Origin of the sequence: Streptomyces sp. NBC_01707, assembly GCF_041438805.1 — a bacterium.
GTDB lineage: Bacteria > Actinomycetota > Actinomycetes > Streptomycetales > Streptomycetaceae > Streptomyces.
This window is the reverse complement of record NZ_CP109190.1, coordinates 5,123,216-5,142,169: the sequence shown is the minus strand read 5'-3', so window position 1 is coordinate 5,142,169 and position 18,954 is coordinate 5,123,216. Positions and strand designations below refer to the sequence as shown.

The window sequence follows — 18,954 nt, the reverse complement described above, 5'->3', positions numbered from 1 at the left end:
TCAGCCGAGGGGATGAGCGGCCAGCAGGTCGCCCAGTGCTTCCTCGTGCGCCGCCGCCGGGCCGAGGGAGAGCTCGACCTGCTTTGCCCAGGCGTGGAAGCGGTGCAGCGGGTAGTCGGTGTCCGCACCGAAGCCGCCATGCAGGTGTTGTGCCGTCTGCACGATCCGGCGGACGCCGTCCGCGGCCCAGATTTTCGCCACGGCGATATCGCCCACGACGGGCAGCGCGCCGGCTGTACCCGTGGAGATCCGCCAGGCCGCCTGCCAGAGTGTGACTTCCATGGCCCGCAGATCGATGTACCGGTCGGCCGCCTGGACAGCGACGGACTGGAATGTCGCGATGGGGAACCCGAACTGCTCGCGCTTTCCTGTGTATTCGCTCGTCATGGACAGCACCGTCTCGCCAAGTCCCAGTGCGAGCGCGCAGGTTCCGGTGGTGAGCAGGGCGCGTAGCCACTCCCAGGCCCCCGGGGTGCCGATCAGTGCCCGGTCCTCGATCCGCACTCCGTCGAGCCGCACCTCGGCCAGCAACTCGCCGCTGGTGGAGACCTGTTCGGACAGCGTGACGCCTTCGGCGGTGCGGCGTACCAGGGCCAGGACGGCGCGGCCGTCGGCTGTGTGGGCGGGCACGGCGATCCAGTGCGCGGAGTGGGCCCACGGCACGCCTGACTGCACTCCGTCGAGTACCCAGGCCGAACCGTCGCTGTCGTGGCCGGCGTCGCTGCTGTCGGCACTGCCGGACCGGTCGTTCTTCCCGTTGCTGTCACGGAGGGCGGTGACGGCGAGTTCGGCCGCATCGTGGCCGGTGCGGCCGTTGGCCCCGACGGTGAGAACAAGTTCGCCCCGGCCGACGCGGGGCAGCAGTTCGGCGGCCAGACCGGGATCGCCGTCGCGCTGGAGCGACATCGCGACCGCGCAGGTCTCCAGCAGCGGTACCCGGGCGAGTACCTTGGCCGACTCCCGCAGGACCAGGCAGAGCGCGACCGGATCGAGCCCGGCCCCGCCGTGCTCCGGCGCCAGCGCCAGGCCCAGCAGGTCGCCCGTGGCCAGCTGGGCCCAGAGGGGGCGGTCGATGTCCTCGGCGACCGCGCCCGGGGTGAGAGCGGGGCTGGGCACTCCGTCGGGCTCGACGCCCGAGAAGACCGCCCTCGCTGCCTCGACGGCCGCCTGCTGCTCCTCGGTGAAGGTGAAGTCCACTGCCCTGGCCTCCTGCGAACCGCTGCGCTCGTACTCGGACCTGACGGGTCGTCAAGATAGAACAGGTTCTACAAGAAGGGAACAGAAGGGCGGAGGAGGGCAGACGGAGAGGGCAGTGGGCCGGGGCCCCCGTGTCAGCGGTCGAAGTCGAGCTCCACCTCCGGTGTGACCGGATGTGACTGGCAGGCCAGCACATAACCCGCCCCCGTCTCTTCCGGTTCCAGCGCGAAGTTGCGGTCCATCCGGACCTCGCCGGAGACCAGGAAGGCTCTGCACGTCCCGCACACCCCGCCCTTGCAGGCGTACGGGGCGTCGGCACGGCTGCGCAGCACCGTCTCCAGCAGTGATTCGCCGTCCTGGACCGGCCAGCTGCCTGAGCGGCCGTCCAGCCTCGCGGTCAGCGTGCTGTGTGCCGGGGCCTCGACGCGGGTGCGGGTGGTTGCGGCAGGCCCGTCGTCGACGTGGAAGATCTCCTGGTGGATACGGGTCCGGTCGACACCGAGGCCGTGCAGTGCGCCTTCCGCCGCCAGAACCAGACCGAACGGCCCGCACAGATACCAGCCGTCGACCTCTCCCACCGAGAGCAGCGCAGGCAGCAGCCCGGTCAGTCGCTCCCGGTCGAGCCGGCCGGACGGCAGACCGGCCTGCTGCTCCTCACGGGAGAGCACCGTCACCAACTGGAACCGGTCCGGGTAGCGGTCCTTGAGGTCGGCGACCTCGTCCAGGAACATCGTCGAGGCCGCGGTCCGGTCGCTCCGGATCAGACAGAACCGGGCCGCAGGCTCCCGCGCCAGCAGTGTCGACGCGATCGACAACACCGGGGTGATGCCGCTGCCGCCGACGATCGCCGCGTAATGCCCGGCGCGCGGCGTGAGCACGAAACGTCCCATCGGAGGCATCGCATCGACCTGGTCGCCGACGGCGAGCTCCTTGAGGGCGTACGTGGAGAACGCACCGCCCTCGACCAGCCGGATGCCCACCCGCAGAGCCGGATCGGCCGGCGCCTCGGTGGCCGGGGCGCAGATCGAGTACGAACGCCGGATCTCCTCGCCGTCGACCGTGTAGCGCACGTTGAGATGCTGGCCGGGCTTGTGGCGGAAGGTCTCACGCAACTCGGGCGGCACCGTCAACGTGACGGCCACCGAGTCATCGGTCAGCCGCTCGATCGCGCGGACCCGGAGCGGATGGAACATCTACAACTCCTTGAAGTGGTCGAACGGTTCGCGGCAGCTCACGCAGCGGCGCAGCGCCTTGCAGGCGGTGGAGGAGAACCGGCTCAGCAGCTCCGTGTCCGTGGAGCCGCAGTGCGGGCAGCGCACGGACAGGGCGAGCGGCACCGGACCGCCGGACGAGCCGACCGCGTCGTGCGGGCGCGGTGGTGCTATGCCGAACTCGGCGAGCTTGCGCCGCCCTGCCGCACTGATGTCGTCCGTCGACCAGGCCGGTGCGAGGACGGTGACCACGGAGACCTCCGGTATCCCGTGCTCGTGCAGCACCTGCTCGATATCGGTGGACATGGTCTCGATCGCCGGGCAGCCGGTGTACGTCGGGGTGAGGAGGACCGTGACCTTGCCCGGGGCGAGCACCTCCACCCCGCGGAGCACTCCCAGCTCCTCCAGGGTCAGGACGGGCAGCTCGGGGTCGGGCACGGACCCGGCGAGCCTGCGCACCTCCTCCTCCAGCAGTGTCCCGGTCACCATGACGCTCCCGGGTGGCTGCGGTGCAGATGCTGCATCTCGGCGAGCATCCGGCCGAACGGTTCCGTGTGGATGCCCTGCCGTCCCGCTCCGGCTGTCCAGGCCCCGGACCGGGGGCCGGCCGGCACGGTCAGCGTTGCCCGCTCCAGCACGCCGGTGACGGTCGCCAGCCAGCTGTTCTGCAGCGACTGCCAGTCGATCTCCACGCCCTCGACCGGCTGGAACAGCTCACCGGTGAACCGCCACAGGGCGTCCACCCCGCGCTGCATCCGCTGGTGGCTCTCGGCCGTACCGTCGCCGAGACGCAGCGTCCAGTGCTCGGCGTGGTCCTGGTGGTAGGCGACCTCCTTGACGGCCTTCGCCGCCAGCCCGGCGAACTCCCCCTCACCGGCTGCCAACTGCTCGTACAGCCCCCGCTGATAGACGGAGAAGTAGAGCTGACGGGCGATGGTGTGGGCGAAGTCGACGTTGGGCTGCTCGACCAGCTGGACGTTGCGGAACGCCCGCTCCTCGCGCAGGAAGGCCAGCTCGTCCTCGTCCCCGGCGAGCGAGAGCAGCACCCGGGCCTGCCCGAGCAGGTCCAGGGCGATGTTGGCGAGGGCCACCTCCTCCTCCAGCACGGGCGCATGGCCCGCCCACTCCGCCAGCCGGTGCGACAGCACCAGCGCGTCGTCGCCGAGGGCGAGGGCCGCGGTCACAGGTGCTTCACCCCGTCCGGGATCTCGTAGAACGTCGGGTGCCGGTAGGGCTTGTCGCCGGCCGGTTCGAAGAACGAGTCCTTCTCGTCCGGCGAGGAGGCCGTGATCTCCGTGGACGGCACCACCCAGATGGAGACGCCCTCGGAACGGCGCGTGTACAGATCGCGGGCGTTGCGCAGGGCCATCTCGGCGTCCGGGGCGTGCAGGCTGCCCGCGTGGGTGTGGGAGAGGCCGCGCCGCGACCGCACGAACACCTCCCACAGCGGCCAGTCCGTCGAGCTGCTCATGCCGTCGCCTCCGCGGTCGGTGTCGGTGTGGTGGTGTGCTTTTCTGCGTGGTGCTTCACGGCGTACGCAGCCGCCGCGTCCCTTACCCAGGCGCCTTCTTCGTGTGCCCGGCGCCGCTGGGTGAGGCGCTGTTCGTTGCACGGGCCGTTGCCCTTCAGGACCTCCTGGAACTCCGTCCAGTCGATCGACCCGAAGTCGTGGTGTCCACGCTCCTCGTTCCACCGGAGGTCCGGGTCCGGGAGGGTGAGCCCCAGCGCCTCGGCCTGCGGGACACAGATGTCGACGAACCGCTGCCGCAGCTCGTCGTTCGAGTGCCGTTTGATCTTCCAGATCATCGACTGCTCCGAGTGCGCCGACGCGTCGTCCGGCGGGCCGAACATCATCAGCGACGGCCACCACCAGCGGTTCACCGCGTCCTGGGCCATGTCACGCTGCGCCGGGGTGCCGCGACCGAGGGCGAGCAGCAGCTCGTACCCCTGGCGCTGGTGGAAGGACTCCTCCTTGCAGATGCGAACCATGGCCCGGGCGTACGGACCGTACGAGCAGCGGCACAGCGGCACCTGGTTGGTGATCGCGGCGCCGTCCACCAGCCAGCCGATCGCGCCGACATCCGCCCAGGTCAGCGTGGGGTAATTGAAGATCGACGAATACCTCTGGCGGCCTGCGTGGAGTTTGTCGAGCAGCTCTTCGCGGCTCGTCCCGAGGGTCTCCGCCGCGCTGTAGAGATACAGCCCGTGTCCTGCCTCGTCCTGCACCTTGGCCATCAGGATCGCCTTGCGGCGCAGCGAGGGCGCGCGGCTGATCCAGTTGGCTTCGGGCTGCATGCCGATGATTTCGGAGTGGGCATGCTGGGCCATTTGCCTGATCAGCGAGGCCCGGTAGGCGTCCGGCATCCAGTCGCGCGGCTCGATGCGCTCGTCTGCTGCCACCGCGGCGTCGAACGCGGCCAGCTGGGCACCGTCAGCCCCCTCGGGGCCGCCTGCTGTCGCCTGCACTGTCCCTTGCGCCTTCGCCTGCGTCGTCTGGTCCGCAGTCACTGCCGCCATCCCGGGCTCCCTACCGACCGATCGTTCGGTTCAATGACTTCAATGGTGAGTCGGCGGCCCGTAGGGTGTCAACCCTGTGGATAACTGACCGGGGATCGACGGGGATCGGGGCGGGATGGATTCGTACGACGACAGGGGCGTCGGAGGCGGGAACGGAAGCGCCGGGCCGGAGGTGGCGCAGCGCGAGGACGCGCCGTTCGGCGCCGGCCGGGACTCTGGTTCGGCCGCAGCACCCGCGCCGCTCCGTTCCGGTATATCCGGTCTGTCTCTTCCGTACCAGATCGGTGCCGTAGTCGCGCTGTCGATCATCGGGCTGATCGCCTGCACTCACCTGGCCATGGTGTTTCTGCATGTCGCCCCCTCCAACACCCTGACCAAGCAGCACGGCAAAGTGGTCGACGACTGGGTCTATCCCGAGTTCGAACAGAACTGGAAGCTCTTCGCGCCGAATCCGCTGCAGCAGAACGTCGGCGTGCACGTCCGGGCCGAGATAGCCGGCTCCGACGGCCGCCGTACGACTGCCTGGATGAGTCTCTCCGGCGAGGACGGCAAGGGGATACGCGGCAATCTTCTCCCGAGCCACGTCGATCAGAACGAGCTCCGCCGCGGCTGGGACTTCTACCTCAACTCCCACGACACCGAGAACCGTCCGAACGGCCTGCGCGGCGAACTCGCCGAGCGCTACATCCGCCGCATCGTGATGCTCCGCCTGGGCGAGCACGACTACGGCGGCACCGTCGAGCGCATCCAGGTCCGCTCCGAAGTGCGCTCCGTCGCGGCGCCGCCGTGGAGTACGGAGAAGATCAGCACGAGGCCGAACTATCGGGTGCTGCCGTGGTGGACCGTCACCCCCGCCGACCTTCCCGAGAGCGCCAAGGAGGCGGACAAGTGAGCACGCCTTCCCCCGACCGCGGGCTCGCCCGCGGTGTTCAGCACATCACGTCCTCGGCGCTCGGCCCGTACCAGAGCGCTGTCATCCGGATCGGTTTCTCTGTCACCTATCTGCTGTTCCTGCTGCGCGAGCTGCCGCACCGTCACGAGATGTACGGCCCCGACTCCCCGTGGAGCTGGGGTATGGCGAAGCAGCTCATATCGGGCAACGAAGCCTTCTCCGCGCTCATGTGGTCGGACGGCACTGTCTGGTTCGAGCTCGTCTATGCGGTCGCCCTGCTGTCCGCCGCGCTGCTGATGGTCGGCTGGCACACCCGTGCGATGTCCGTCCTTTTCATGGTCGGTGTGCTCTCGCTGCAGAACCGCAGCATTTTCTTGGGCGACGGTGGCGACAACGTCATCCATCTGATGGCGATCTATCTGGTGCTGACGCGCTGCGGGCAGGTCTGGTCGCTGGACGCGCGTCGAGCGGCGCGGGCAGCGGCCTCTGCAGCGGCGGGCGCCGGTCGGCCGGTGCGGAACGTGGCCGGGGCGGTCCTCTGGGTGGGGCTCGGCCTGGTTCTCGTGGCGGGCTCGGTGGCTGACGGCTTCGGCGGCACCTGGTGGCTGCCGACCCTGTTCTGGGTGCTGTGGATCGGCCACGGGGCCTGGTGGGCCGTGAACCGCTACGCACCGCGGAGCGAGCCGCGCATTCTGCTCGATGTGATCGCCAACCTCGTCCACAACGCCACGCTCGTCGTGATCATGGTCGAGGTCTGTCTGATCTACGCGACAGCGGGCTGGTACAAGATCCAGGGGTCGCGCTGGCAGGACGGCACGGCGCTGTACTACCCGCTCAAGCTCGACTACTTCACGCCCTGGCCCGAACTGTCCGGCCTCCTCGCGTCCAGCGGTGTGATGGTCATGATCCTTACGTACGGCACGGTCATCGTGCAGGTCGCGTTCCCCTTCACCCTCTTCAACCGGCGCGTCAAGAACGTCCTGCTCGTCGCCATGATGTGTGAGCACGCCGGCATCGCCCTGCTGCTGGGTCTGCCCTTCTTCTCGATGGCGATGATCGCCGCAGACTCCGTCTTCCTGCCGACGGTCTTCCTGGTCTGGCTCGGCGGTCGGGTGACGCTCGGGCGGCAGCTGCTGTCCTCGCGCGCGGGCCGGGTGCCCGGGCAGCGGCGCGGCGGCGAGGAGGAGGCCCCGCAGCACAGCGGAGGCGGTGGCCATACGCTCGTCGGGTGAGCAGCGATACCGGCAGCACCGGCCGTACCAGCAGTAGCAGCAGTCCCAGCAGTGTCAGCAGCGAGGATCCGTCGGACGCAGCCCTTGCCTCGGGTGGGCCGCCCGTGGAGCCGTTGCAGTACGACGACGGGTTCGGGTCGGAGATCGGTGTCGGGCCGCATGCGCTGCCCTGGCCCGTGGGCGAGCGGTACGACCCGGAGCTGCTCGCCCACGGCGACCGGCGCAACGTCGGCGACGAGTACCGCTACTGGACGCGGGAGGCGATCGTCGCCGATCTGGATCTGCGTCGGCACGACTTCCATGTGGCGGTGGAGAACTGGGGCCACGACTTCAACATCGGGTCGGTGGTGCGCACCGCGAACGCTTTCCTCGCCAAGGAGATCCACATCGTCGGCCGGCGGCGCTGGAACCGGCGCGGCGCGATGGTCACCGACCGGTATCAGCACGTGCGGCACCATCCCGACACGGCGGATCTGACCGCCTGGGCGGCGGCCGAGGGGCTGCCGATCATCGGGATCGACAATCTGCCGGGGGCGGTGCCGCTGGAGCGGACCGTGCTGCCGCGCCGATGTGTGCTGCTCTTCGGGCAGGAAGGCCCGGGGCTCACGGAAGAGGCCCGCAAGCACGCCGCGATGGTCTGCTCGATCGCGCAGTTCGGCTCGACGCGGTCGATCAACGCGGGTGCTGCGGCGGCCATCGCCATGCATGCGTGGGTGCAGCGGTACGCCGATATTCCGGAGACCGGGGTCTGAGGGGTCGGGGACACCGGAGCCAGGGGGTTCTGCCTGCCCCCTGGCTCCTGCTCCTGTGCCCCCGGCACCGGAAGGACTGCATGCGGCCCCTTGCTAGGCCTGGCGGCGGACTTCCACCATGCGGAACCGGTTCGATACGAACGCTCCGTCGCACAGGGCGGAGTTCGCCGCAGGGTTGCCGCCCGAGCCGTGGAAGTCGGAGAAGGCCGCCGTCTGGTTGACGTACACCCCGCCCGTCAGGTTCAGCGAGAGCTGAGCCGACTCTTCGAGACAGACGTCCTCCACCGCGCGCTCCACCTCCGGCGAGGTCGTGTACGCGCCGACCGTCATCGCGCCCTTGTCACGGATCGTGCGGCGCAGCAGCTCCACCGCGTCCGCCGTCGAGTCGACCGCGACCGCGAAAGCGACCGGTCCGAAGCACTCCGAGAGATAGGCCGCCTCGTCGTCCGGCTTGGTGCCGTCGAGCTTGACGACGAGCGGGGTGCGGACCACCGCGTCCGGGAACTCCGGGTTGGCGACCTCGCGCGACGCCAGGGCGATCTCGCCCAGTCCGGCCGCCGCCTCCAGCCGGGCCTTCACCTCCGGGTTGACGAGCGCACCGAGCAGTGCGTTGGCCCGCGCGTCGTCTCCGAGCAGGCCGGTGACCGAGGCGGCGATGTCGCCGACCACCTCGTCGTACGTCTTGTCGCCGGCGTCCGTCGTGATGCCGTCGCGGGGGATCAGCAGGTTCTGCGGGGTGGTGCACATCTGGCCGCTGTACAGGGAGAGTGAGAAGGCCAGATTGGCCAGCATGCCCCGGTAGTCGTCCGTGGAGTCGACGACGATCGTGTTGACCCCGGCCTTCTCCGTGTAGACCTGGGCCTGGCGGGCGTTGGCCTCCAGCCAGTCGCCGAAGGCGGTGGACCCGGTGTAGTCGATGATCCTGATCTCGGGCCGGACCGCCAGGGTCTTGGCGATGCCCTCGCCCGGCCGCTCTGCGGCCAGACAGACCAGGTTGGGGTCGAAGCCCGACTCACTCAGCACGTCGCGGGCCACCTGCACCGTGAGCGCCAGGGGAAGAACGGCGCGCGGATGCGGCTTCACCAGGACGGGGTTACCGGTGGCGAGGGAGGCGAAGAGGCCCGGGTAGCCGTTCCACGTGGGGAAGGTGTTGCAGCCGATCAGCAGCGCGATGCCGCGGCCCGCCGAGATGAACGACTTGTGCAGCTGGAGCGGGTCGCGCTTGCCCTGGGGCTTGGACCAGTCCGCGGTCCGCGGGGTGCGGATCTGCTCCTCGTACGCGTACGTCACCGCTTCCAGGCCGCGGTCCTGGGCGTGCGGGCCGCCCGCCTGGAACGCCATCATGAAGGCCTGCCCGCTCGTGTGCATCACGGCGTGGCCGAACTCATGCGTGCGGGCGCTGATCCGCGACAAAATCTCCAGACAGACCAGGGCCCTGGTCTCGGGCCCCGCCTCACGCCAGGCGGCCATCCCCGCACGCATCGCCGGAAGCAGCACGTCCAGGTCGGCGTGCGGATATTCGACGCCGAGCTCCGGACCGTAGGGAGAGACCTCCCCGCCCGTCCAGCCGTCGGTGCCCGGCTGGCCGAGGTCGAGCCGGGTGTGCAGCACGGCGTCGAACGCGGCCTTGCCCTCGGCAGCGCTCAGGCTGCCCGGGGCGCCGCCGTCGCCGTACGCCTTCGGATGCTCGGGGTGCGGGGACCAGTACGCGCGCGTACGGACCGCGTCAAGGGCTTGGTCGAGCGTGGGGCGGTGCTTCTCGGACAGCAGTTGCGGGGAGAGCTCGGCGGCCATGACGGACCAACTCCTCATCGAGCTGGGCAGGGACGGGCGGACAGAGTTAGAGTAACCGAACGATCGGTCGGGACAAGGGGGCCCACGGAACCCGTGGACAACTCGTAGGGGAGGATCGCGGACATGACCACGGCCAAGCGGGACACGTACACCCCGGAGACTCTCCTCACCGTCGCCGTCCGTGTCTTCAACGAGCGCGGTTACGACGGCACGTCGATGGAGCACCTGTCCAAGGCGGCGGGTATCTCCAAGTCGTCCATCTACCACCATGTCGCGGGCAAGGAAGAGCTCCTGCGACGTGCGGTCAGCCGGGCGCTGGACGGGCTCTTCGGGATTCTCGACGAGTCGGGGGCGAGTCGGGGGCGCGCGATCGAGCGGGTCGAATACGTCACTCGCCGTACCGTCGAGGTGCTGATAGCCGAACTGCCCTATGTCACGCTGCTGCTGCGTGTGCGGGGCAATACGGCGGCCGAGCGCTGGGCCATGGAGCGAAGGCGCGAATTCGACCAGCGGGTGGCCGAGCTGCTGAAGGCGGCGGTCGCGGACGGTGATCTCCGCTCCGACGTGGACATACGGCTGGCGACGAGGCTGCTCTTCGGGATGGTCAACTCCCTGGTGGAGTGGTACCGGCCGCAGCCGGGCGGCGGCGCCGAGGGGGAGCAGCTGGCGGACACGGTCGTCCAGCTGGCCTTCGAGGGGATGCGCTCCAGCCGCTGAACCGCCCACGGCCGGACGGGGAAGGCCACCAGCCTGCGCAACGGCTGACCTCCCGCGGGTGCCTGCCTTCCTGGGCGCCGCAGTGATGCTCGCCGCCGGCCGGCGGCACGGGCCCCGCCGCGTGTGATCCGCGCTAGCCGAGTTCGGTGGGGCGGTCCGGGCCCGGGGCCAGGTCGGTTTCCTCGAACACCAGCAGTGTGCGGGTGGAGAGCACCTCCGGGATCGCCTGGATCCTGGTCAGGACCAGCTCGCGCAGCGACCGGTTGTCCGGGGTGTGCACCAGCAGCAGCACGTCGAAGTCGCCGCTGACCAGCGCGATGTGCGTCGCGCCCGGCAGGGCCTGGAGTTGCTCGCGCACTGTCCGCCAGGAGTTCTGGACGATCTTGAGCGTGATGTATGCGGAGGCGCCCTGTCCCGCCCGCTCATGGTTCACGCGCGCGCTGAAGCCGCGGATCACCCCGTCGTCGATGAGCCGGTTGATCCGGGCGTAGGCGTTGGCGCGCGACACGTGGACGCGGTCGGCCACCGACCGTATCGAGGCTCGGCCGTCCGTCTGGAGCAGTCGGAGGATGTCGCGGTCGATGGCGTCGAGCGGGCGCGCGGGCGGAACCTGGCCGGGGTCCTCGCCCCCGTCGGCCATTTGTTCAGCTGCCATGTCCCCGTGCCTCCCTGCCCTGGACGACCTGTCCCTATCCCAGGCTGTGAAGAACCGTTTGTCCACAGGCTGACGGTGCCTGTAGCCAAAATGCGCTCGCGACCGAACAATCGGTAGGTGAGGCGCACCACATCCGCGCCTCGGCCAGTGCTCGACATTTCGACGTATTCAGCCACCCCTCGATATCGGGCGACCCCTCGATATCGCCAGACGCTGCTCGATATCCCTCGATGCCAGGAGGTGCTTGTCATGACGGTCCAAGAGCTGCCCGGCGCGGCCGCCTACCGGCCCACGCCGCCCCCGGCCTGGAAGCCGCTCACCGACCCCGCGCCGCTGCTCCCGGACCCCGAGCCGTACCGCGTGCTCGGTACGGACGCCGCGGCCGACGCAGACCCCGAGCTGCTGCGGCGGCTCTACACCGAGCTGGTGCGCGGTCGGCGGTACAACGCCCAGGCCACCGCCCTCACCAAGCAGGGCCGGCTCGCCGTCTACCCGTCCAGCACCGGACAGGAGGCCTGCGAGATAGCCGCGGCGCTGGTGCTGGAGGAGCACGACTGGCTCTTCCCCAGCTACCGCGACACGCTCGCGGCAGTGGCGCGCGGCCTGGACCCGGTCGAGGCGCTGACCTTGCTGCGCGGTGACTGGCACACCGGTTACGACCCGCGCGAACACCGCATCGCCCCGCTCAGCACTCCGCTCGCCACCCAGCTGCCGCACGCCGTGGGCCTGGCCCACGCGGCGCGGCTCAAGGGTGACGACGTGGTGGCGCTCGCCATGGTCGGCGACGGCGGGACCAGCGAGGGCGACTTCCACGAGGCACTGAACTTCGCGGCCGTCTGGCGGGCCCCGGTGGTCTTCCTGGTGCAGAACAACGGATTTGCGATCTCCGTACCCCTGGCCAAGCAGACGGCGGCGCCGTCGCTGGCGCACAAGGCGGTGGGGTACGGCATGCCGGGCCGGCTGGTCGACGGCAATGACGCGGCCGCCGTGCACCAGGTGCTCGGCGAAGCGGTGGCGCGGGCCCGGGCGGGTGGCGGACCGACCCTGGTCGAGGCCGTGACGTACCGGATGGACGCGCATACGAACGCCGACGACGCCACGCGCTACCGCGGCGAGAGCGAGGTGGAGGCGTGGCGGGCGCACGACCCGATCCAGCTTCTGGAGCGGGAACTGACCGCCCGAGGGCTGCTCGGCGAGGAGGGCATCGAGGAGGCGCGCGTTGCTGCGGAACGGATGGCGGCCGGGCTGCGTGAGCGGATGAACGCCGATCCGGTGCTCGACCCGATGGACCTCTTCGCCCATGTCTATGCGGAACAGACCGCGCAGCTGCGGGAGCAGGCGGCCCGGCTGCGGGTGGAGCTGGACGCCGAGCAGGGCCAGGACGGTACGAGCGGTGCGGGGGACGGCCGATGACAACGGCGGCGATGGCCGGCGAGCAGACGGACAGGGCCAAGCCGGCCACCATGGCGCAGGCTCTCGGGCGTGCGCTGCGTGACTCGATGGCCGAGGACCCGACGGTGCACGTCCTCGGTGAGGACGTCGGCACGCTCGGCGGGGTCTTCCGGATCACCGACGGGCTGGCGAAGGAGTTCGGCGAGGACCGCTGTACGGACACGCCGCTGGCCGAGGCGGGCATCCTCGGTGCGGCCGTCGGCATGGCGATGTACGGGCTGCGGCCCGTGGTGGAGATGCAGTTCGACGCATTCGCCTATCCGGCGTTCGAGCAGCTCATCAGCCATGTCGCCAAGATGCGGAACCGGACCGGGGGCGCCATGCCGCTGCCGATCACGGTGCGGGTGCCGTACGGCGGCGGGATCGGCGGGGTCGAGCACCACAGTGACTCCTCGGAGGCCTACTACATGGCGACGCCGGGCCTGCACGTCGTCACACCTGCCACGGTCGACGACGCATACGGGCTGCTGCGGGCCTCGATCGCCTCGGACGATCCGGTGGTCTTCCTGGAGCCGAAGCGGCTGTACTGGTCGAAGGCGGCATGGTCGCCGGACGCGCCGGTGGAGGTCGAGCCGATCGGGCGGGCCGTGGTCCGCCGTCCCGGGCGCAGCGCGACGCTGATCACCTACGGGCCGTCCCTGCCGGTCTGCCTGGAAGCCGCGGAGGCGGCTGTCGAGGAGGGCTGGGACCTCGAAGTGGTCGACCTGCGTTCACTGGTGCCGTTCGACGACGAGACGGTCGCCGCTTCCGTGCGGCGTACCGGTCGGGCGGTCGTCGTTCATGAGTCGTCCGGGTTCGGCGGCCCCGGTGGGGAGATCGCAGCTCGCATCACCGAGCGCTGCTTCCACCACCTGGAGGCGCCGGTGCTGCGGGTCGCCGGGTTCGACATCCCGTATCCGCCGCCGATGCTGGAGCGGCACCATCTGCCGGGCGTGGACCGGGTGCTCGACGCGGTCGCGCGGCTGCAGTGGGAGGCGGAGAGCTGATGCCGAAGGTGCTCGAATTCAAGCTGCCCGACCTCGGCGAAGGGCTGACCGAGGCGGAGATCGTCCGCTGGCTGGTGGAGGTCGGCGACGTGGTCGCCATCGACCAGCCGGTCGTCGAGGTCGAGACGGCCAAGGCGATGGTGGAGGTGCCGTGTCCGTACGGGGGCGTGGTGACCGCACGCTTCGGCGAGGAGGGTACGGAACTTCCGGTCGGTTCACCGTTGTTGACGGTGGCCGTGGGGTCCGCGGAGGGTGACCTTCCCGAGGATCTCTCCGACAAGGGCACCGACGGGGCCGAGTCTTCCGGCAATGTGCTGGTGGGGTACGGGACGGGGGCGCCGGCGGCGAGACGCCGACGGGTGCGGCCCGAGGCGATTTCGGCCGCTGCAGCACCGGTGGCGGAGCCGGCCCCGGTGCCTGTGACGGCTCCTGCTCCGGCCCCGGGGCCGGTCCCTGCGCCGGTTTCCGATGAGGCGTCGGGGCCGGTGGCGGTGGTCTCTCCCCTGGTACGGAGGCTGGCGCGGCAGCACGATCTCGATCTGCGGCAGTTGACGGGGTCGGGGTTCGACGGGCTGATTCTGCGGGCCGATGTCGAATCCGCGATCAGGGCCGCGGCGAACGGGACGGCGGCGGCGCCGTCGGTGCCGGTCCCGGTGTCGCCCCCCGCCTCGAGTCCGACGTCGGCTCCGGTTGCCGGGGAGCGGATTCCGTTGCGCGGGGTACGGGGCGCGGTCGCCGACAAACTGGCGCGCAGTCGGCGTGAAATTCCCGATGCCACGTGCTGGGTCGACGCGGATGCCACCGAGCTGATGGCTGCCAGAGCAGCGATGAACGGGGCCGGTGGTCCGACCGCAGGGCCCAAGGTGTCGGTGCTCGCCCTGCTGGCCCGCATCTGCACGGCGGCCCTGGCCCGGTTCCCCGAGCTCAACTCCATGGTGGACCTGGAGGCCCGTGAGATCGTGCGGCTGCCCGCCGTCCATCTCGGCTTCGCGGCCCAGACGGAGCGAGGGCTGGTCGTCCCCGTAGTGCGGGATGCGCAGTCCCGTAACGCGGAGTCGATCGGCGCCGAGATCGGTCGGCTGACCGAGGCGGCCCGGACGGGCACGCTGACGCCGGCGGAGCTGACCGGCGGCACGTTCACGCTGAACAACTACGGGGTGTTCGGGGTCGACGGGTCGACGCCGATCATCAACCACCCCGAGGCCGCGATGCTGGGTGTCGGCCGGATCGTGCCCAAGCCGTGGGTGCACCGGGACGAGCTGGCCGTGCGCCAGGTCGTCCAGCTCTCGCTCACCTTCGACCACCGGGTCTGCGACGGGGGCACGGCGGGCGGATTCCTGCGATACGTGGCCGACTGCGTGGAACAACCGGCGCTGCTGCTGCGCACGTTGTAGGAGGAAGACGAGGAGAGAGGGGGCGGGGAGGTTCAACGGGGGCGTGTGGCACGCATACTCGGGGCATGACCGCGTATGACGCCATCGTTCTTGCCGGAGGGGCCGCCAAGCGCCTCGGGGGTGCCGACAAGCCGGCCGTTCGGGTCGGTGGCCGGGCACTGCTCGACCGGGTGCTCGCGACGTGCACCGATGCCGCCACCACTGTCGTGGTGGGCGGGCGGCGGCCCACCACGCGTGCTGTGACCTGGACACGCGAAGAGCCGCAGGGCGGGGGCCCGTTGGCGGCTCTCGACGCCGGGGTACGGCATACGGGCGCGGAGCGCCTGCTCGTCCTCTCCGCCGACCTCCCGTTCCTGGGGGAGAGCACGGTCGAGGCGCTGCTGGCCGCCGCCGGGCGCCCGGACCGCGACGGGGCCCTGTGCGTCGATCAGGACGGCCGGGACCAGCCCTTGGTCGCGGTCTACCGCGCCGAACCGCTCCGCCGCGAACTGGCTCTGCTCGCCACGGAGCACGGTGGTCTGGCCGGGCTGCCGCTGCGGTTGCTGACACACGAATTGGACCTCGCCCGCGTCGAGGCGGGTCCGCTCGCCTCGTTCGACTGCGACACCTGGGAAGACATTGCCGCAGCCCGGGCCCGCATCAGAGAGCATGGGACCGTGCTGGACGAATGGATCACCGCAGTCAAGAACGAACTGGGCATCGAACTCGACGTCGACACCGGCGTCCTGCTCGACCTCGCCCGCGATGCCGCCCACGGTGTCGCCCGGCCTGCCGCGCCCCTGACGACGTTTCTGGTCGGGTACGCGGCGGCGAAGGCGAGTAGCGGCGGGGGCGGACCCGAGGCGGTGGCCGAGGCTGCTCGCAAGGCGGCCGCACTCGCCCTCCGCTGGGCGGACGAGGCCGAGACGCCATGACGGCGTACCAGCGCAAGGCCGAAGGCGGCCCGGCGGCCGAACGGACAACCGGGGCTCCGCCGGATCCGGGGACCAGGCCTCCGACGGCTGAGCGTGCCGTCGCGGTCGCTCCGCCGGAAGACGCTGCCGTCGGAGCGGTCGGAGCGGTCGGTGCCGTCGGTGCCGTCGGTGCCGTCGGAGCGGTCGGAGCGGTCGGTGCCGTCGGGGTGACCGGCGCCGAGAAGGAAGCCGGTGCTGTCGAGCGGACCCGCTCGACGGAGGCAGGCCGGGTGGTCGGGGCGGCTGACGGCGATGAGCAAGCCCGGGTAGCGGAGGTGACCCGTGCTGCCGATGTGCCCCGGACGGCCGACGCGGCCCGAGCTGTCGAGCAGGCCCATACCGCCGAGGAAGCCGATGCCGCCGAGGAGGAGGAGCGAGCCGTCGATCAGGCTCTTGCGCTGGTTGCGGGTCACTCTTCGCATGAGCCTCGATTCGTCGCTCAGCCGCAGCCCCAGGCCAGGGCCTCGGTGCAGAGCCCCCGACAGACCGCCGGCCGGAGCGCCGAACACGGACCCGGCGCCGGCCTCGGCGCCGGAAGTTCCGGGGTCAGCCCTCGTCAGAGTTCTGGCCGCAGTTCTGGACAGGGCGATGACCAAAGCCCCGGTCACAGCTCCGACCGGAAGCCCGGCAACGGTCCTGGCAGCGGTTCCGGTCACGATTCCGGCGGGAGTCCCGGTCAGGCCCCTGCTCGGGGCCGGCGCGGACAGGCCACCGCCTGGCGTGAGGCCCGTGCTCTTGCCGCGCGGGCCGGTCGCGGCGCCGCCCCCCGTACCGAGCGACTCTCCCTCGACTCGGCCCTCGGACACGTGCTGGCTGAACCTCTGACCGCGCTCACCGACCTGCCGTCGTTCGACACGTCCGCCATGGACGGCTGGGTCGTCGCCGGACCCGGCCCCTGGGCTCTCGGCAGCAACGAGAGCGGGGGCGGAGAGCTGGGCATCCTCGCCGGGCACAGCGCCCCGGCGCCGCTCCCCGACGGTGAGGGCGTACGGATTGCCACGGGCGCCCGCATCCCGGCGAACGCCACTGCCGTGATCCGGAGCGAACACGCCCATGTGGACGAGGCCAGGGGGTTGTTGTACGCACAACGTCAGGTGGTCCCCGGGCAGGACATCCGGCCGCGCGGCCAGGAGTGCCGTTCCGGCGATCAACTGCTGCCCGCCGGAACCGTGGTGACGCCCGCTGTCCTCGGTCTGTCCGCCGCTGCCGGATACGACGAGTTGGTGACGGTCCCCCGCCCGCGCGTCGACGTCCTCGTCCTCGGGGACGAACTGCTCACCGCCGGTCTGCCGCATGACGGGCTGATCCGGGACGCTCTGGGCCCCATGATCGGACCCTGGCTGCGGGCCCTGGGCGCCGAGGTCTCCGCCCCACGCCGCCTCGGCGACGACGCGGAGGCTCTTCAGCACGCCCTCTCCACCTCCGACGCGGACCTTGTCATCACCACCGGAGGCACCGCGGCGGGTCCGGTCGATCACGTCCACCCGGTCCTCGCCAAGATCGGCGCCGGGCTGCTGGTCGACGGCGTCGCCGTACGCCCCGGCCACCCGATGCTGCTGGCCCGGCTGCCGTCCGGTGGCCCATATCTCGTAGGACTGCCCGGCAACCCGCTCGCCGCCGTCTCCGGTCTCCTCACGCTCGCCGAGCCTCTCCTACGTGGGCTGGCCGGCCGAGCGCCGGAGGAGCCGTACCGGGTCGTCGTACGCGACGAGGTGCACGGCCACCCGCACGACACCCGCTTGGTCCCCGTCGTCCATCGGGTCGGATCGGCGAAGGGCGTCGGCAGCCAGGCAGGCAACGGGGCCGGTGCCGGCGTCGAGCACGTCGTGCCTCTGCACTACAACGGCCCGGCCATGCTCCGTGGGATCGCCGCCGCCGACGGGTTGGCCGTCGTACCACCGGGCGGGGTACGGTCCGGCACCGAGGTGGAGATCCTCGATCTGCCGTGGGCCTCGGCGATGCCGTGGACGGAAGGGTGTTTCACGTGAAACTTCCCGGCCACGACGCGATGGCCCGGCGCGTCGACGAGCACCTCGTGCCCACCCGGATCCTGCTTCCGCGCCGAGTCGTCGACCGGCCGCTCCGGCAGGTCGCCAAGCGGCTGCTGATGGCGATACTTGTCCTGGCCGCCACGGTGCTGATCGTCTGGCTCGACCGTACCGGTTACCACGACGCTGCCGATGGCTCGGTGGATCTGCTGGACGCCGTCTACTACTCGACGGTCACCCTCTCCACCACGGGGTACGGCGACATCACCCCGTACAGCGACAGCGCACGGCTGACCAATGTGCTGCTCGTGACACCGCTGCGCGTGCTCTTCCTGATCATTCTGGTCGGCACCACCCTGGAGGTCCTGACGGAGCGGACCCGGGAGGACTTCCGGCTGAACCGTTGGAGAACCAACTTGCGTGACCACACAGTTGTCGTCGGCTTCGGCACCAAGGGCCGGTCTGCGATCCAGACGCTCTGTGCCACCGGTCTGAAGAAGGAACAGATCGTGATCGTCGACCCGGCGACCAAGGTGATCGAGTCCGCAAACGCCGAGGGGTTCGTGGGTGTCGTCGGCGATGCGACGCGCAGCGATGTGCTGTTGCGGGCCGAGATCCAGAAGGCGCGGCAGGTCATCATCGCCACTCAGCGCGACGACACGGCGGTGCTGGTCACGCTGACCGCGCGGCAGCTCAATCGCGGTGCGAAGATCGTCGCTGCGGTCCGCGAGGAGGAGAACGCTCCGCTGCTGCGGCAGTCCGGCGCCGATGCCGTGATCACCAGCGCCAGTGCGGCAGGCCGGCTGCTCGGTCTCTCGGTCCTCAGCCCCAGTGCGGGCACGGTGATGGAGGATCTCATCCAGCAGGGCACCGGCCTCGATCTTGTAGAACGGCCGGTGATAAAGGCCGAGGTCGGTAAGAGCGTCCGGGAGACCGACGATCTGGTCGTGAGCGTGCTGCGCGGCCACCGGCTGATCGGCTACGACGATCCGGCGGCCAGTCCGCTGCAGTTGACGGACCGCCTGATCACGATCGTGCGCGTCTCGGGCGGCGCCCCGCCACTGAATACGCTGCGCCAGCAAGGGGCGTGACAGCGGTGATTCGCCCGCGGTGAGTCGCGCGCGTTCCGGACGGAAGGCGGGCAACGTGTCGTCCGCCTCGGACGGCAGGCGACCGCGACGTGTCGTGACCCCGCCGCCGACCCGTTGCGCCGC

Annotated in this window: 18 protein-coding genes; 10 read left to right on the top strand and 8 right to left on the bottom strand. The window is 70.5% G+C overall.

Annotation, left to right across the window (positions count from 1 at the left end; translation table 11 throughout):
• The 6 genes from OG963_RS23090 to paaA form a co-directional block, all read right to left on the bottom strand.
• Positions 1–1,197 (bottom strand): acyl-CoA dehydrogenase family protein, encoded by a 1,197-nt coding sequence (locus OG963_RS23090; RefSeq protein ID WP_319739172.1) that lies wholly within the window; start codon positions 1,195–1,197, stop codon positions 1–3.
• A 134-nt stretch (positions 1,198–1,331) separates the two neighbouring features.
• Positions 1,332–2,390, bottom strand: a complete 1,059-nt coding sequence (locus OG963_RS23085; RefSeq protein WP_093773780.1) for a 2Fe-2S iron-sulfur cluster-binding protein — start codon at positions 2,388–2,390, stop codon at positions 1,332–1,334.
• Entirely contained in the window at positions 2,391–2,897 is a 507-nt protein-coding gene (gene paaD, locus OG963_RS23080) for a 1,2-phenylacetyl-CoA epoxidase subunit PaaD (RefSeq protein ID WP_371799401.1), read from the bottom strand. It abuts the gene before it with no gap.
• Entirely contained in the window at positions 2,891–3,592 is a 702-nt protein-coding gene (gene paaC / locus OG963_RS23075; protein WP_371799400.1) for a 1,2-phenylacetyl-CoA epoxidase subunit PaaC, read from the bottom strand. Before paaC ends, paaD begins: the two co-directional genes overlap by 7 nt.
• The gene (gene paaB / locus OG963_RS23070) at positions 3,589–3,879 is read right to left on the bottom strand and encodes a 1,2-phenylacetyl-CoA epoxidase subunit PaaB (protein WP_018513917.1); all 291 of its coding nucleotides are present in this window, start codon (positions 3,877–3,879) and stop codon (positions 3,589–3,591) included. Before paaB ends, paaC begins: the two co-directional genes overlap by 4 nt.
• Positions 3,876–4,925 carry a 1,2-phenylacetyl-CoA epoxidase subunit PaaA gene (gene paaA / locus OG963_RS23065; RefSeq protein WP_093931454.1) on the bottom strand — a complete coding sequence of 350 codons (1,050 nt, stop codon included), beginning with the start codon at positions 4,923–4,925 and terminating at the stop codon, positions 3,876–3,878. The genes paaB and paaA overlap by 4 nt, the downstream gene beginning before the upstream one ends.
• A gap of 115 nt (positions 4,926–5,040) precedes the next feature.
• On the opposite strand from paaA, the gene OG963_RS23060 reads away from it, so the two are divergent.
• Genes OG963_RS23060 through OG963_RS23050 form a run of 3 tightly spaced genes read left to right on the top strand, consistent with a single transcriptional unit; the run spans position 5,041 to position 7,801 of the window.
• Positions 5,041–5,817 (top strand): DUF5819 family protein, encoded by a 777-nt coding sequence (locus OG963_RS23060; protein ID WP_371799399.1) that lies wholly within the window; start codon positions 5,041–5,043, stop codon positions 5,815–5,817.
• Complete coding sequence (locus tag OG963_RS23055; protein WP_362270078.1) at positions 5,814–7,049, top strand: HTTM domain-containing protein; 1,236 nt, start codon at positions 5,814–5,816, stop codon at positions 7,047–7,049. The genes OG963_RS23060 and OG963_RS23055 overlap by 4 nt, the downstream gene beginning before the upstream one ends.
• On the top strand, positions 7,046–7,801 hold the full coding sequence (locus OG963_RS23050) for a TrmH family RNA methyltransferase (protein ID WP_371799398.1): 756 nt from the start codon (positions 7,046–7,048) through the stop codon (positions 7,799–7,801). Before OG963_RS23055 ends, OG963_RS23050 begins: the two co-directional genes overlap by 4 nt.
• A gap of 93 nt (positions 7,802–7,894) precedes the next feature.
• Here OG963_RS23050 and paaN read toward each other — a convergent pair whose 3' ends face one another.
• The gene (gene paaN, locus OG963_RS23045; RefSeq protein WP_093931457.1) at positions 7,895–9,595 is read right to left on the bottom strand and encodes a phenylacetic acid degradation protein PaaN; all 1,701 of its coding nucleotides are present in this window, start codon (positions 9,593–9,595) and stop codon (positions 7,895–7,897) included.
• 123 nt (positions 9,596–9,718) lie between these two features.
• On the opposite strand from paaN, the gene OG963_RS23040 reads away from it, so the two are divergent.
• Entirely contained in the window at positions 9,719–10,312 is a 594-nt protein-coding gene (locus OG963_RS23040) for a TetR/AcrR family transcriptional regulator (protein ID WP_030930337.1), read from the top strand.
• Between the two features lie 133 nt (positions 10,313–10,445).
• On the opposite strand, the gene OG963_RS23035 is transcribed toward OG963_RS23040, so the two are convergent.
• Positions 10,446–10,952 carry an Lrp/AsnC family transcriptional regulator gene (locus OG963_RS23035; protein ID WP_030930334.1) on the bottom strand — a complete coding sequence of 169 codons (507 nt, stop codon included), beginning with the start codon at positions 10,950–10,952 and terminating at the stop codon, positions 10,446–10,448.
• A 264-nt stretch (positions 10,953–11,216) separates the two neighbouring features.
• Here OG963_RS23035 and pdhA point away from each other — a divergent pair, with 264 nt between their 5' ends.
• From pdhA to OG963_RS23005, 6 genes are all read left to right on the top strand, one after another.
• Positions 11,217–12,380: a pyruvate dehydrogenase (acetyl-transferring) E1 component subunit alpha gene (pdhA, locus tag OG963_RS23030; protein WP_093773766.1), complete on the top strand. Its 1,164-nt coding sequence runs from the start codon at positions 11,217–11,219 to the stop codon at positions 12,378–12,380.
• On the top strand, positions 12,377–13,405 hold the full coding sequence (locus OG963_RS23025; protein WP_093773764.1) for an alpha-ketoacid dehydrogenase subunit beta: 1,029 nt from the start codon (positions 12,377–12,379) through the stop codon (positions 13,403–13,405). Before pdhA ends, OG963_RS23025 begins: the two co-directional genes overlap by 4 nt.
• Positions 13,405–14,799: a dihydrolipoamide acetyltransferase family protein gene (locus OG963_RS23020; protein WP_319739174.1), complete on the top strand. Its 1,395-nt coding sequence runs from the start codon at positions 13,405–13,407 to the stop codon at positions 14,797–14,799. The genes OG963_RS23025 and OG963_RS23020 overlap by 1 nt, the downstream gene beginning before the upstream one ends.
• Positions 14,800–14,864: 65 nt before the next feature.
• Entirely contained in the window at positions 14,865–15,713 is an 849-nt protein-coding gene (locus OG963_RS23015; RefSeq protein WP_093773760.1) for an NTP transferase domain-containing protein, read from the top strand.
• A gap of 437 nt (positions 15,714–16,150) precedes the next feature.
• A complete protein-coding gene (locus tag OG963_RS23010; RefSeq protein WP_371800318.1) occupies positions 16,151–17,740 on the top strand; it encodes a molybdopterin molybdotransferase MoeA in 1,590 nt (529 codons plus the stop codon).
• Entirely contained in the window at positions 17,698–18,831 is a 1,134-nt protein-coding gene (locus tag OG963_RS23005; RefSeq protein ID WP_093773758.1) for a TrkA family potassium uptake protein, read from the top strand. Before OG963_RS23010 ends, OG963_RS23005 begins: the two co-directional genes overlap by 43 nt.
• Positions 18,832–18,954: the final 123 nt, after the last annotated feature.

Coding starts and splice junctions, on each gene's coding strand:
- OG963_RS23085 (WP_093773780.1), bottom strand. CDS start 2,390: ATGTTCCATCCGCTCCGGGTCCGCGCGATCGAGCGGCTGACCGATGAC.
- paaD (WP_371799401.1), bottom strand. CDS start 2,897: ATGGTGACCGGGACACTGCTGGAGGAGGAGGTGCGCAGGCTCGCCGGG.
- paaB (WP_018513917.1), bottom strand. CDS start 3,879: ATGAGCAGCTCGACGGACTGGCCGCTGTGGGAGGTGTTCGTGCGGTCG.
- paaA (WP_093931454.1), bottom strand. CDS start 4,925: ATGGCGGCAGTGACTGCGGACCAGACGACGCAGGCGAAGGCGCAAGGG.
- OG963_RS23060 (WP_371799399.1), top strand. CDS start 5,041: ATGGATTCGTACGACGACAGGGGCGTCGGAGGCGGGAACGGAAGCGCC.
- paaN (WP_093931457.1), bottom strand. CDS start 9,595: ATGGCCGCCGAGCTCTCCCCGCAACTGCTGTCCGAGAAGCACCGCCCC.
- OG963_RS23040 (WP_030930337.1), top strand. CDS start 9,719: ATGACCACGGCCAAGCGGGACACGTACACCCCGGAGACTCTCCTCACC.
- OG963_RS23035 (WP_030930334.1), bottom strand. CDS start 10,952: ATGGCCGACGGGGGCGAGGACCCCGGCCAGGTTCCGCCCGCGCGCCCG.
- pdhA (WP_093773766.1), top strand. CDS start 11,217: ATGACGGTCCAAGAGCTGCCCGGCGCGGCCGCCTACCGGCCCACGCCG.
- OG963_RS23025 (WP_093773764.1), top strand. CDS start 12,377: ATGACAACGGCGGCGATGGCCGGCGAGCAGACGGACAGGGCCAAGCCG.
- OG963_RS23020 (WP_319739174.1), top strand. CDS start 13,405: ATGCCGAAGGTGCTCGAATTCAAGCTGCCCGACCTCGGCGAAGGGCTG.
- OG963_RS23015 (WP_093773760.1), top strand. CDS start 14,865: ATGACCGCGTATGACGCCATCGTTCTTGCCGGAGGGGCCGCCAAGCGC.